Source organism: Halomonas sp. HK25 (genome assembly GCF_047795635.1).
Lineage (GTDB): Bacteria > Pseudomonadota > Gammaproteobacteria > Pseudomonadales > Halomonadaceae > Halomonas.
The window spans coordinates 2,221,120-2,233,701 of the sequence record NZ_CP181044.1; the positions used below are offsets into that span (position 1 = coordinate 2,221,120).

The 12,582-nt window shown below is 66.0% G+C and carries 12 protein-coding genes; 4 read left to right on the top strand and 8 right to left on the bottom strand.

Going from position 1 to position 12,582, the window contains the following annotated elements:
• Positions 1-43: 43 nt before the first annotated feature.
• Complete coding sequence (gene yegQ, locus ACM26W_RS10725; protein ID WP_416136990.1) at positions 44-1,480, bottom strand: tRNA 5-hydroxyuridine modification protein YegQ; 1,437 nt, start codon at positions 1,478-1,480, stop codon at positions 44-46.
• Positions 1,481-1,704: 224 nt separating this feature from the next.
• Between yegQ and queC the strand changes: the two genes are divergently transcribed.
• Genes queC through ACM26W_RS10745 form a run of 4 tightly spaced genes read left to right on the top strand, consistent with a single transcriptional unit; the run spans position 1,705 to position 4,215 of the window.
• On the top strand, positions 1,705-2,412 hold the full coding sequence (gene queC, locus ACM26W_RS10730; RefSeq protein WP_416136991.1) for a 7-cyano-7-deazaguanine synthase QueC: 708 nt from the start codon (positions 1,705-1,707) through the stop codon (positions 2,410-2,412).
• Complete coding sequence (gene queE, locus ACM26W_RS10735; RefSeq protein WP_416136992.1) at positions 2,412-3,077, top strand: 7-carboxy-7-deazaguanine synthase; 666 nt, start codon at positions 2,412-2,414, stop codon at positions 3,075-3,077. Before queC ends, queE begins: the two co-directional genes overlap by 1 nt.
• Positions 3,077-3,922 carry a 6-pyruvoyl trahydropterin synthase family protein gene (locus ACM26W_RS10740; protein WP_416136993.1) on the top strand — a complete coding sequence of 282 codons (846 nt, stop codon included), beginning with the start codon at positions 3,077-3,079 and terminating at the stop codon, positions 3,920-3,922. Before queE ends, ACM26W_RS10740 begins: the two co-directional genes overlap by 1 nt.
• Complete coding sequence (locus tag ACM26W_RS10745) at positions 3,919-4,215, top strand: YkgJ family cysteine cluster protein (protein ID WP_416136994.1); 297 nt, start codon at positions 3,919-3,921, stop codon at positions 4,213-4,215. Before ACM26W_RS10740 ends, ACM26W_RS10745 begins: the two co-directional genes overlap by 4 nt.
• 9 nt (positions 4,216-4,224) lie before the next feature.
• On the opposite strand, the gene ACM26W_RS10750 is transcribed toward ACM26W_RS10745, so the two are convergent.
• From ACM26W_RS10750 to serC, 7 genes are all read right to left on the bottom strand, one after another.
• The gene (locus ACM26W_RS10750) at positions 4,225-4,518 is read right to left on the bottom strand and encodes a hypothetical protein (protein WP_416136995.1); all 294 of its coding nucleotides are present in this window, start codon (positions 4,516-4,518) and stop codon (positions 4,225-4,227) included.
• 187 nt (positions 4,519-4,705) lie between these two features.
• Positions 4,706-5,083: a histone-like nucleoid-structuring protein, MvaT/MvaU family gene (locus ACM26W_RS10755; protein ID WP_416136996.1), complete on the bottom strand. Its 378-nt coding sequence runs from the start codon at positions 5,081-5,083 to the stop codon at positions 4,706-4,708.
• A gap of 438 nt (positions 5,084-5,521) precedes the next feature.
• Positions 5,522-7,198: a 30S ribosomal protein S1 gene (gene rpsA, locus ACM26W_RS10760; protein ID WP_416136997.1), complete on the bottom strand. Its 1,677-nt coding sequence runs from the start codon at positions 7,196-7,198 to the stop codon at positions 5,522-5,524.
• 179 nt (positions 7,199-7,377) lie between these two features.
• Positions 7,378-8,076 carry a (d)CMP kinase gene (gene cmk / locus ACM26W_RS10765; RefSeq protein WP_416136998.1) on the bottom strand — a complete coding sequence of 233 codons (699 nt, stop codon included), beginning with the start codon at positions 8,074-8,076 and terminating at the stop codon, positions 7,378-7,380.
• Positions 8,073-10,343: a bifunctional prephenate dehydrogenase/3-phosphoshikimate 1-carboxyvinyltransferase gene (locus ACM26W_RS10770; RefSeq protein WP_416136999.1), complete on the bottom strand. Its 2,271-nt coding sequence runs from the start codon at positions 10,341-10,343 to the stop codon at positions 8,073-8,075. The genes cmk and ACM26W_RS10770 overlap by 4 nt, the downstream gene beginning before the upstream one ends.
• Positions 10,344-10,355: 12 nt before the next feature.
• On the bottom strand, positions 10,356-11,447 hold the full coding sequence (pheA, locus tag ACM26W_RS10775; RefSeq protein ID WP_416137000.1) for a prephenate dehydratase: 1,092 nt from the start codon (positions 11,445-11,447) through the stop codon (positions 10,356-10,358).
• 5 nt (positions 11,448-11,452) lie between these two features.
• Complete coding sequence (gene serC / locus ACM26W_RS10780) at positions 11,453-12,571, bottom strand: 3-phosphoserine/phosphohydroxythreonine transaminase (RefSeq protein ID WP_416140863.1); 1,119 nt, start codon at positions 12,569-12,571, stop codon at positions 11,453-11,455.
• Positions 12,572-12,582: the final 11 nt, after the last annotated feature.

Below are 12,582 nucleotides of genomic sequence, written 5' to 3' on the forward strand. Positions count from 1 at the left end.
CGGCCCGACTGGCCCTGCCGGGCCCTTGCGTGACGGTCAGGGGTCACCGCTTCAAGTCACGCATCAGCAGCGCAAACTCGATGCGCTCGGATGCGATGGCCTCGCCCGGCACCGGGATGCGCACCACATGGCCGGAACCCGGCGCCACGCCCACGGATTCACCCCGCTTGTTCTCGATATGTTCGAGCACGAAGCGGCGGTTGCCGCCGGGCAGCATGAGCTCCATACCGTCGCCCACCTCGAAGCGATTCTTGACGTCCACCTCGAGCACGCCGCGATCCGGGTCATAGCCGATCACCTCGCCGACGAACTGCTGGTGCACCCCCACCGAGTTACCCTGCTCATAGTTCTGGTACTCGTCGTGGACATGGCGGCGGTAGAAGCCCTCCGTGTACCCGCGGTTGGCCAGGTTGTCGAGCTCGTCCATCAGGCGCATATCGAAGGGCCGGCCGGCCACGGCGTCGTCGATGGCGCGGCGGTAGACCTGGGCGGTGCGCGCCACGTAATAATGGGACTTGGTGCGCCCCTCGATCTTCAGCGAGGTAATGCCCATCTCGGTGAGCTGCGGCACGTGCTGCACGGCACGCAGGTCCTTGGAGTTCATGATGTAGGTGCCGTGCTCGTCCTCGAACACCGGCATCAGCTCGCCGGGGCGGGTGCGGTCCTCGATCAGCGCCGAGAGCTCGTCCTGCCCTTCGATGCCGCCGGCGGTGGCGGTGCTTTCGGTCATGTCGGCGCTGCCACCGCCGGAGGCGATCAGACCAGGCGACTGCCCGTCTTCCTGGCCGGGGGTCCATATCCCGCTGCCGGCATGGGCGCGGGCCGAGTTGGCCGGCACCAGGTCACCGCTCTCGTCGTGGGCGGCGGCCACGGTATTGTACTTCCAGCGGCAGGCGTTGGTGCAGGTGCCCTGGTTGGGATCGCGATGGTTGAAGTAGCCGGAGAGCAGGCAGCGCCCGGAGTAGGCGATACACAGGGCACCGTGGACGAAGGTCTCGATCTCCAGATCCGGGCATTCGGCGCGGATCTCGCCGATCTCCGCCAGGGACAGCTCGCGGGACAGGATGATGCGGCTGATGCCCTGTTGCTGCCAGAACCGGGCCGCGGCCCAGTTGACCACATTGGACTGCACCGACAGATGGATGACCTGCTCGGGCCAGCGCTCGCGGACCATCATGATCAGGCCCGGATCGGACATGATCAGCGCATCCGGGCCGGCCTCGATCACCGGCTCCATGTCGCGCAGATAGGTCTTCAGCTTGCTGTTGTGGGGCGCGATGTTGGAGGCCACGTAGAACTGCTTGCCCCGCTCGTGGGCATAGGCGATGCCCTTGTGCAGGTTGTCGATCTTGAAGTCGTTGTTGCGTACCCGAAGCGAGTAGCGCGGCTGGCCGGCATAGACCGCATCCGCCCCGTAGGCGAAGGCGTAGCGCATGTTCTTGAACGTTCCCGCGGGGGAGAGCAGTTCGGGGGCTTTCATAGTGAGGTCACCGTTGTCAGGACGATGGCGCACAGAGGCGCAGGATGTGAAGGGGGCAGGATTATAGCAGCACGAGAGCCAGAGGCCGAACGCCGAGGCTATTCAGCAGGAGCAATAGGGCCGTTAGCGTTCCATCATCTTGTCCAGTAAACTGCGGCCCTTCCGGACCGGACCCCGGAACGCCGCTGAGACGGCCCGACAAATTCTCCGACCAGAGTTGACCCATGACCCTTTCTGCTTCCCCCACGGCGGCCGACCGCACCACCGTGGTGATCTACTCCGGCGGCATGGACTCCTACACCGTGCTGCATCGCGCCCTGCGCGAGGGCCTCGACGTCCACGCCCTCTCCTTCGACTACGGCCAGCGCCACGCCCGTGAGCTCGAGGTGGCCGCGCGCGTCTGCCGCGAACTCAACGTGCCCCACCAGGTGGTGGATATCCGCGCCATCCACGGCCTGATCGACAACTCGGCACTCACCGATGCCAGCCGCGCGCTGCCCGAGGGCGACTACGGCGAGGACAACCTCACGGCGACGGTCGTTCCCAACCGCAATATGATCCTGCTGGCGCTGGCCATCGCCAAGGCGGTGAATATCGGTGCCGGCCGGGTCGACTATGGCGCCCACGGTGGCGATCACGTGCTCTACCCGGACTGCCGCCCCGAATTCGTCGAGGCGATGAACACCGTGGCGGGCATCGCCAACTTCGAGGCGGTAGAGATCCACGCCCCCTACCTGCGCGCCAGCAAAGCACAGATCCTCGCCGATGGCCTGGCCATGGGGCTGGACTTCGCCGACACCTGGACCTGCTACCGGGGCGAGGCGCTCGCCTGCGGGCGCTGCGGCAGCTGCCGCGAGCGGCTAGCGGCCTTTGCCGCCAACGGGGCCGTCGACCCTCTGGGCTATTGTCAGCGGCCCGCAGGAGAATCCTGATGTATCACGTCAAGGAGGCCTTCTACACCCTACAGGGCGAGGGTGGCCAGGCGGGTCGCGCCAGCGTGTTCTGTCGCTTTACCGGCTGCAACCTCTGGTCCGGCCGCGAGCAGGACCGGGCCGCGGCGGCCTGCCGCTTCTGCGATACCGACTTCATCGGCACCGACGGCCAGCATGGCGGGCGCTTCGCGGATGCCGCGACCCTGGCCGCGCACCTGACGTCGCTATGGCCCGACCAGGACGACCGGGGCGGCCCGGGTGGGAGAACCACCACCCCCTATGTGGTGTTCACCGGGGGCGAGCCGCTGCTGCAGCTCGACGAGGCGCTGATACAGGCCATGCAGACCCACGGCTTCGAGGTCGCCGTGGAGACCAATGGCACCCTGCCCGCCCCCGCCGGCATCGACTGGCTCTGCGTCAGCCCCAAGGGCGAGAACACCCTGGCCATTACCGAAGGCAACGAGCTGAAGCTGGTCTACCCCCAGGCGGACGCCCCGCCCGAGCGGTTCGCCCGGCTGGCGTTCGACCACCACTTCCTGCAGCCCATGGACACCGCACCCGGCGGAGGCGGTGGCAACACCGTTGCCGCCACGGTGGACTACTGCCTGGCCTACCCGCAGTGGCGACTGTCGCTGCAGACCCACAAGATCACGGGGATCGACTGATGACGCTATTCGTCAACCGCCTGACCCAGCTCGATGTCTCCTGGTGGTGCCCGACCCGCGGCCTGGTCGGCGCCAGCTGGCACGTGGATGTAGAGCTCGACGGCGAGCTCGGCGAGGACGGCATGCTGTTCGACTTCGGCGAGGTGAAGCCGTGGATCAAGCAGCGCCTGGACGCCGGGGTCGACCACACCCTGCTGGTACCCACCCGGGCGCCGGGGCTTGAGCTCCATGACTGCCGCGAGGGGCTCTGCGTGCGCACCACCCTGCCCTGGGCCATGGAGCTGCGTGCGCCGCGCCAGGCACTGACCCTGCTGCCCTGGCGGGAGATCCGGGCGGAGCGCCTGGCCGACCACCTGGCGGCGGAGCTGATGCGCCGGCCGCCGCCGCGGGTCAGTGACATCCGCCTGCGCCTGCGGGAAGAGGAGATCGAGGGGGCGGCCTACACCTACAGCCACGGACTACGCCGCCACGCCGGCAACTGCCAGCGCATCGCCCACGGTCACCGTTCACGGCTTTACATCTGGCAGCTCGGCAAGCGCGTGCCGGCGCTGGAGCGGCAGTGGGCCGACTGGCTGGCGGATCGCTACCTGGTCGACGAAGCCGACATCGTCACCGACGACGAACCGGCCTGGAAGGAACTGCTGACGAGCCGCTATCGCACGGACCAAGGACAGTTTTTCCTGCGCCTGCCAAGGGAGCGTTGCCACGTGCTGCCCACGCCGACCACGGTTGAGTGGATTGCCGACTGGCTGGCCCAGCAGATCGCCAGCGAGACGGGCTGTGCCACCCGGGTGCAGGCCTTTGAGGGGATCGACAAGGGCGCCATCGCCCAGGCCTCGCCATGACGGCGAGCGTCACGTCAGACACCGGGGAGAGGGGCCACGAAGAGGCCTGCCGCCCCGGCTGTGGGGCCTGCTGCATCGCTCCCTCGATCAGCACACCGATTCCCGGCATGCCCGCAGGCAAGCCGGCCGGGGTGCGCTGCATCCAGCTCGATGACGATAACCTCTGCCGGCTGTTCGGCGACCCGCGCCGGCCGGCAGTCTGCAAGCGTTTCGGCTTCGATATGGCGCTGTGCGGCGAGCGCCGCGAGCAGGCGCTGGAGCGTATCGCCGCCCTGGAGACCGCCACCGGATAGCGGACAGCCTCAGGCGATGCGCCCCAGCGTCTTGAGCGTCTGCAGCAGGCCGGCCACCTGGTCGGCGGGCTGGTGATACTCCTGCATCAGCGCCCGGAGACGATCCTCGAAGTGATCCCGGTCAGGCGCCTCGTCCTCCTGGGGAGAAGTCGCGGTGAGTAACGGGGATTCGACAGAAGTGTCGGGGGCGACATCGGGGCCATCGAGTTCGCGAAGCGCCTCGGCGAAGGCATCATCGAGCTCACGGAACTGGCGCAGTTTTTCACGCTCGTCCATTGGTTTTCGGTGGGTCTGCTGTTTCATACTTGACCGGTCGTTTGAGGGGGCGGCAGAAGCGCAGTGACCATTTAACACGCCACACCCCAGAGGGCTGAGTTATTTATCAGTATACCGCCATCGGGAGTGTGGGAAAAGCAGGTAACCCACACGACGACGGCGCCCGGAGGGCGCCGTCCTCAGGCCGGCCAAGGGCCACGCCGAACCCGCAGGCTTACTCTTCGACGCGCACCAGCCAGGACTCCACGGTGTCGCTGCTGTACTCGTCCTTCCACGCCTTCAGGGTCTTGTGGTTACCGCCGCGAGTTTCCACGACCTCACCGGTATTGGGGTTCTTGTAAATCTTCAGCTTGCGCTTGCGACGCGCGCCTGCCGGTGCGGAGGCGGCTCTGGGCGCCCCGGCAGCGGGCTTCGGGTCGAGCAGCGCGATCACGTCGGCGGCACTCTTGTCGAACTCCTTCATCAGCGACTCGAGGCGCTCCTTGAACTCGAGCTCCGATTGCAGGCGCTTGTCGTTCTGCAGCTTCTCCATATTGGACTGGAGCTGTTTCAGCTGCTGTTCCATCTGCATGTATTCGTTGAGTAGAGACATTATCTGACTTCCTTCTCTCGGTGTGGCTAGTGCAACGGGGACGGGGTTATCTGATAAAAGACTTATAGCTGGCAATATTCTGGACGATAACGGGACTCAACGCAACTCAAGTATAACTACCACGGATCAATAACGGAGTGCATCACGCAACTTGCCGAACCCTGGATTCATGGAACCCAGGGCGAGAGATCACGTCTCGACCCGACAATTCAGGCCGACGATTCAGACTGACGGACACATCAACAAGTCACACCGGCTAGTTTAAGCACCGGTCTTCTCGGCAGGTAGCCAGTGTAGAGTCGCGTAGCGCTGCACGCACGGCATTATTCAGGGCTTCAACTCTGGACGAGACGTCAGAAATCCAGGACATTGAGAATGAAAAAAACCGCCGCCCGTAAAGGGCGGCGGTTCGTGGTGCGCCGGGAAGAGGCTTCCCGATCAGTCCTGACCCATCTGCTGCTTGATGAGGTCACCGATAGTCATCGGACCACCGCTCTCGGGGGACTCCTCACGCAGCTTCTTCAGGTTCTGGCGAGTATCGTCCTGATCCTTGGCCTTGACGGACAGGGCGATCTGACGGTTCTTGCGATCGACACCGATGATGCGGGCTTCGACGCTATCACCTTCGTTCAGGACGTTACGGGCATCCTCGACGCGGTCGGCGCTGATCTCGGACGCCTTCAGTACGGCGACGACATCGGTGGCCAGCTCGACCTGGGCCTGCTTGGCATCGACCTCGACCACACGGCCGGTGACGATGGTGCCCTTGTCGTGGACGGCCAGGTACTCGGCCACCGGATCGGTATCGAGTTGCTTGACGCCCAGGGAGATGCGCTCACGCTCCGGATCGATGGAGAGGATCACGGCCTCGGCCTCGTCGCCCTTCTTGAAGGCGCGCACGGCGTCTTCACCGGTATCGGTCCAGGAGATGTCGGACAGGTGAACCAGGCCGTCGATGCCGCCTTCCAGGCCGATGAAGATACCGAAGTCGGTGATCGACTTGATGGTACCGGAAACGCGATCACCCTTGTTGTAACGGCCGCTGAAGTCTTCCCACGGGTTGGTGGTGCACTGCTTGATACCCAGGGAGATACGACGACGCTCCTCGTCGATATCCAGCACCATGACGTCCACATCGTCGCCCACCTGGACAACCTTGGACGGATGGATGTTCTTGTTGGTCCAGTCCATCTCGGAGACGTGGACCAGGCCTTCGACACCCTCTTCCAGCTCGGCGAAGCAGCCGTAGTCGGTGAGGTTGGTGACGACGGCACGAACCTTGGTGCTCTCCGGGTAACGATCCTTGATGTTGACCCAGGGATCTTCACCCAGCTGCTTCAGGCCCAGGGAGACGCGGTTGCGCTCGCGATCGAACTTCAGCACCTTGACGCTGATCTCGTCACCCACGGCCACGATCTCGCTCGGATGCTTGATGCGCTTCCAGGCCATGTCGGTGATGTGCAGCAGGCCGTCAACGCCGCCGAGGTCGACGAAGGCGCCGTAGTCGGTCAGGTTCTTGACGATACCCAGGATCTGCTGGCCTTCCTGCAGGGTGGCGAGCAGGGCCTCACGCTCGGCGCTGTTCTCGGCTTCGAGCACGGCACGACGGGAAACCACAACGTTGTTGCGCTTCGGGTCAAGCTTGATGACCTTGAAGTCGAGTTCCTTGTTCTCGAGGTGCGTGGTGTCGCGCACCGGACGCACGTCGACCAGGGAACCCGGGAGGAAGGCACGGATGGAGTCGACATCGACGGTGAAACCGCCCTTGACCTTGCCGTTGATCACGCCCTTGACGATTTCGTCTTTCTCGAACGCCGCTTCCAGAATCTTCCACGCTTCGGCGCGCTTGGCCTTCTCGCGGGAGAGGCGCGTCTCGCCGAAACCGTCCTCGACGGCTTCCAGGGCGACGTGGACTTCGTCGCCGATGGCGATGGACAGGTCGCCATTGTCGTCGCGGAACTGCGACGCGGGGATCTGACCTTCGGACTTCAGGCCGGCATTAACGGTGACCCAGTCACCCTCGATGTCGACAATGGTAGCCACGACGATGGCGCCCGGCTCCATGTTGATGTCCTGGAGAGATTGTTCAAACAAATCAGCAAAGCTTTCGCTCATGGTGTTCCTACGTGATCAACGTTAAGTGCGGTCATGCCGCTTCCTCCGCACCACCAGCGAGTGCGGGCCTTATTTACCAAACCCCCGGAGATGTTGGCGCTGGTTCGACCTGGCTCGGCTATCGGGAATCGCTACCGAACCACGTCATCACATGCTGCCGGGGGCGCCGCAAGGGAGTTTCAGGTGGCGGATGCCAGACCACGCTCGGTCAGCAACTCCGTCAGCCGATCCACCACTTCCGGTATCGTCAGGCGCGTGGTGTCAAGCGTGATGGCATCGTCTGCCGGCTTGAGCGGGGCCACGCTGCGCTGCATGTCGCGTGCATCGCGCGCCTGAATCTCCTTCAAAAGACTCGATAGACTAGCATCTACCCCGGCTTCTCGCAACTGGCGCTGGCGCCGTCGCGCCCGCTCCTCGGCCGAGGCCGTGAGGAAGATCTTCAGCGGGGCATCGGTGAACACCACTGTCCCCATATCGCGGCCGTCGGCCACCAGGCCCGGCGGCTGGCGAAAGTCGCGCTGGCGGCTCAGCAGCGCCTCGCGCACCGCCGGCAGCGCCGCGACCCGGGAGGCGGCATCGCCCACCTGTTCGGTACGGATGGTGGCGGTGGCGTCATCGCCCTCCAGCAGGATGCGAGTGGCCTCCGCCTCGGCCACGAACACCACGTCGAGTGCGGCGGCCACCCGGGCGAGTCCCGCTTCGTCGTCCAGCGCCACGCCGTGCTTGCCGGCGGCCAGTGCGGTGAGACGGTAGAGGGCACCCGAGTCGAGCAGGTGCCAGCCCAGGCGCTCGGCGACCAGGCGGCTGATGGTGCCCTTGCCGGCGCCACCGGGGCCGTCGATGGCCAGCACCGGCATGGGTGAATCGGCGATGGTCATACGCCCTCCTCGACCGTTTCCTCCTCGAGACGCAGGCCCACCTTGCGGGCCAGGTCGATGAAGCCGGGGAAGGAGGTGGCCACGTTGGCGCAGTCGTCGATGAGGATCTCGTCACCGGCGCGCAGGGCGGCGATCGCGAACGACATGGCGATGCGGTGATCGCCCAGGCTATCGATGCGGCCGCCGCCGTAGTTGGGGCCTTCGGCGTTGCCGCCGCCGACGATATCGATGCCGTCCTCGACCAGGGCATGTGCGACGCCGATGGCGGCCAGACCGTCGGCCATGGCCTGCAGGCGATCGGACTCCTTGACGCGCAGCTCCTCCGCCCCGCGCAGTCGACTGATCCCCTCGGCATTGGCCGCGGCGATAAACAGCGCCGGGAACTCGTCGATGGCCAGCGGCACCTGGTCGACGGGTATCTCGATGCCCTTGAGCGGCGCATAGCGAATATGCAGGTCGGCCACCGGCTCGCCGCCCACCTCATGCTCATTGGCGAGCGTCAGATCGGCGCCCATCAGCTGGAGGATAGTGATCACCCCGATGCGGGTCGGATTGATGCCGACGTGCTCCAGTACCAGGTCGGCGCCGGGGGTGATCGCCGCCGCCACAAGGAAGAAGGTGGCCGAGGAGATATCGGCGGGCACGTCGATGGGCGCGGCGCTGAGCCTGCCGCCCCCCTGGAGCCAACAGGTATCCCCCTCGCGATGCACCTCGTAGCCGAAGCCCTGGAGCATGCGCTCGGTGTGATCGCGGGTCGGCGCCGGCTCGCGCACCCGGGTTTCGCCCTCGGCATAGAGCCCGGCCAGCAGCAGGCAGGACTTCACCTGGGCGCTGGCCATGGGCATGTCATAGGTGATGCCCTGCAGAGGCTTACCGCCGTGGAGATGCAGCGGCGGCCGGCCGCCCTCCGCGGTGTCGATCACGGCCCCCATCAGGCGCAGCGGATCGGCCACCCGGCCCATGGGGCGCTTGGTCAGCGAGGCATCACCAGTGAGCTCGGTGTCGAAGGCCTGGCCCGCCAGCAGGCCGGCGAACAGGCGCATGGCGGTGCCGGCGTTGCCCACGTAGAGCGGCCCCGACGGTGCCTTGAGGCCATGCATGCCGACGCCGTGGACGGTCACGCGGCCCTGGTGGGGCCCCTCGATGGCCACCCCCATCTCGCGGAACGCCTGCAGGGTAGCCAGGCTGTCCTCCCCCTCCAGGAAGCCCTTCACCTCGGTGATGCCCTCGGCCAGGGCCCCGAGCATGATGGAGCGGTGGGAGATCGACTTGTCGCCGGGCACGCGAATGCGGCCGGTCACGGCGCCCCCCGGGGCTACCCGGTAGCGCTGCTTGCCTTGCTGTTGCATCTGATATTCCGCCTGATAACTGGTCTTGTTGAGCAGGGATTCGAAGTAGTGGCGCGCGTGGCGGGCCCGGTCGAAGGTCGAGAGCATGGCGTCGCCGTCACCGCTCTCGATGGCCTGACGCAGCCGCGCCAGGCCGGCCTCGAAGTCGTCCAGCGAGGCCAACACCGCCTCGCGGTTGGCGACGAAGATGTCGCGCCACATCACCGGATCGCTACCGGCGATGCGGGTGAAGTCGCGAAAGCCCCCGGCTGCGTAGCGGAAGATCTCCATCCGCTCGTCCTGGCGCGCCAGGGTGTCCACCAGGGAGAAGGCAAGCAGGTGCGGCAGGTGGCTGGTCCGCGCCAGCACCTGATCATGGCGTTCCACGTCCATCACCAGCACCTCGGCACCGCACGCCTCCCATAGCGCGCGCACCCGGGCCAGTGCCGAGGCGTCGGTATCGGGCTCGGGGGTCAGGATCACCTTGTGGCGCACATAGAGTTCGGGATTGGACGCCGCCACACCGCTCTTCTCGGAGCCGGCGATGGGGTGGCCCAGCACCAGGCGTGGCGGCACATGGCCGAAGGCCTCGCGGGCGCAGTCGCGAATGGTCGCCTTGGTGCTGCCCACGTCGGTGAGGACGACATCGGGGGCGGCACGCGACAGGCAGCCGGCCAGCTCGGCCATGACGCTGCGCATGGCCAGCACCGGCACCGCCAGCACGATCAGGGTCGCGCCCTCGACGACCGAGGAAAGCTCGGTGGCACCGCGGTCGATCAGCCCCATCTCGATGCCGCGGGTGATCTCGTCGGGGTCCGGGTCGCAGGCGAGAACAGAACCCCGAAAGCCGGCGGCGCGAAGGGCCGCGGCGAGAGATCCGCCGATCAGGCCCAGGCCGACGATCAGGATGCGCGCTTCACTGACCGGCGGTTTCACCATCGACGCCATACCTCAGAGCACGCCGATCGGGTAGGAGCCCAGCACCTTCACCTCGGCGGCGCGCAGACGCACCTCTTCCAGCACCGCGGCGACACGGGGTTCGTCGCAGTGCCCCTTGAAGTCGATGAAGAAGACATAGTTCCACACGCCGCTGCGCGAGGGACGCGTCTCCAGGCGCGTCATGTCGATCTGGTGGCGGTGGAAGGGCTCCAGCAGGTCGTGCAGGGCGCCGGGCTGGTTGCGCATGGCCACCACGATGGAGGTCTTGTCCTCGCCGGACATGGGCACGTCCTGGTTGCCGATGATCAGGAAACGTGTGGAGTTGTCCGGGCGATCCTCGATCTTCTCGGCCAGGCGAGTCAGACCATAGAGCTTGGCCGCCATGTCGCCGGCGATGGCCGCGCTGTGCCACTCGGTCTTGACCAGGCGCGACGCCTCGGCATTGGAGGAGACCGGTACCCGCTCCGCGTGGGGGTAATGGGCATCGAGCCACTTTCGGCACTGGGCGAAGGACTGCGGGTGAGAATAGATCCGCGAGACCTTGTCCTGGCGCGTGGTCTCGCCCACCAGCAGATGGTGATGGATGCGCAGTACCACCTCACCGCAGATGCGCATACTGGAGTCCATGAAGGAGTCCAGGGTGTGGTTGATCACGCCCTCGGTGGAGTTCTCCACCGGCACCACCCCATAGTTGACCGCACCCGCCTCGACCTCGCGGAACACCTCGTCGATGGCCGCCATGGGCAGGCTGACGGCGCTCTCGCCGAAGTGCTTGAGGGCCGCCTGCTGGGTGAAGGTGCCCTCGGGCCCCAGGTAGGCGACCTTGATCGGCTGCTCCAGGGCCAGGCAGGCGGACATGATCTCTCGGAACAGCCGGGCGACCTCCTCGCTGTCCAGCGGACCCTTGTTCAAGGCCATGATGCGTCGCAGCACCTGGGCTTCGCGCTCGGGGCGATAGAAGACCGTATCGGGGTCTTCGGCGCTCTTCACCTGGGCGACCTGCTGAGCGCATTCGGCGCGCTCGTTGATCATCCGCAGGATATCTGCGTCCAGATCGTCGATACGGTGGCGCAACGCCTCCAGATCGATGGGGGTATCACTCATGCTTGTCAGCCCCTTCTCTTCTCGAAATCGGCCATGAAGTCCACCAGCGCCTCCACCGCGGCTTCGGGCACGGCGTTGTAGAGGCTGGCGCGCATGCCGCCCACGCTGCGGTGGCCCTGAAGGTTGAGCAGGCCCGATGCCTCGGCCTCGGCCAGGAACGGCTTGTCCAGGCGGTCATCACTCAGCACGAAGGGCACGTTCATCCGCGAGCGGTTGGGCACGGCAATGGGGTTGGAGTAGAAATCGCTGGCATCGATGGCGCCGTAGAGCCTGGCGGCCTTGCGGGCGTTGATCGCGTCCATGGCGGCCAGGCCACCCACATCGTCCTTGAGCCACTCGAAGACCAGGCCGGCCAGGTACCAGCTGTAGGTGGCCGGGGTGTTGATCATGGAACCGGCATCGCTCAGCGCCTGGTAACCGAACAGCGAGGGCATGTCATCGCGGGCGCGGTCGAGCAGGTCGTCACGCACGATCACCACCACCAGGCCGGCCGGACCGATGTTTTTCTGGGCGCCGGCGTAGATCACCCCGAACTTCGACACATCCAGCGGACCGGAGAGGATCGACGACGACATGTCGCAGACCAGCGGCGCCTCGGAACCATCGGGACGCAGGGGTCCGTTTCCTTCACTGCCGGGAATGTAGTCGAAGGCCAGCCCACCGATGGTCTCGTTGGACGTGTAGTGCAGGTAGGCGGCGTCGTTGGAGAGCACGACCTCCTCGAGGCGCGGCACCGCCAGGTAGCCACCGGCCTCGCTGCTCGCCGCCACGTGAACGTCGCCGAACAGATGGCGCGCCTCAGCGATGGCCTTCTTGCTCCAGATACCGGTATTGACGAAGTTGGCGCGCCCGCCGGGGCCGAGCAGGTTGTAGGGCACCGCGGCGAACTGCTGTGTAGCGCCGCCCTGGGTAAAGAGCACGCGGTAGTTGGCCGGAATGGCCAGCAGCTCGCGCAGGTCGGCCTCGGCCTTCTCGGCGATGGCGACATACGCCGCCGAGCGATGGCTCATCTCCATCACCGAGAGGCCGCGACCCTGGTAGTCGAGCAATTCGTCGCGGGCCCGCTCCAGCACCGCGGTGGGCAGTGCCGCCGGGCCAGCACAGAAGTTGTGGTAACGATGAATGGGGGACAGAC

Bases quoted from the DNA above. Each gene is read 5' to 3' on its own strand.
- ACM26W_RS10750 (WP_416136995.1), bottom strand. From the start codon at position 4,518: ATGAAACAGCAGACCCACCGAAAACCAATGGACGAGCGTGAAAAACTG.
- queE (WP_416136992.1), top strand. From the start codon at position 2,412: ATGTATCACGTCAAGGAGGCCTTCTACACCCTACAGGGCGAGGGTGGC.
- ACM26W_RS10745 (WP_416136994.1), top strand. From the start codon at position 3,919: ATGACGGCGAGCGTCACGTCAGACACCGGGGAGAGGGGCCACGAAGAG.
- rpsA (WP_416136997.1), bottom strand. From the start codon at position 7,198: ATGAGCGAAAGCTTTGCTGATTTGTTTGAACAATCTCTCCAGGACATC.
- pheA (WP_416137000.1), bottom strand. From the start codon at position 11,447: ATGAGTGATACCCCCATCGATCTGGAGGCGTTGCGCCACCGTATCGAC.
- ACM26W_RS10755 (WP_416136996.1), bottom strand. From the start codon at position 5,083: ATGTCTCTACTCAACGAATACATGCAGATGGAACAGCAGCTGAAACAG.
- yegQ (WP_416136990.1), bottom strand. From the start codon at position 1,480: ATGAAAGCCCCCGAACTGCTCTCCCCCGCGGGAACGTTCAAGAACATG.
- cmk (WP_416136998.1), bottom strand. From the start codon at position 8,076: ATGACCATCGCCGATTCACCCATGCCGGTGCTGGCCATCGACGGCCCC.
- ACM26W_RS10770 (WP_416136999.1), bottom strand. From the start codon at position 10,343: ATGGTGAAACCGCCGGTCAGTGAAGCGCGCATCCTGATCGTCGGCCTG.
- queC (WP_416136991.1), top strand. From the start codon at position 1,705: ATGACCCTTTCTGCTTCCCCCACGGCGGCCGACCGCACCACCGTGGTG.
- ACM26W_RS10740 (WP_416136993.1), top strand. From the start codon at position 3,077: ATGACGCTATTCGTCAACCGCCTGACCCAGCTCGATGTCTCCTGGTGG.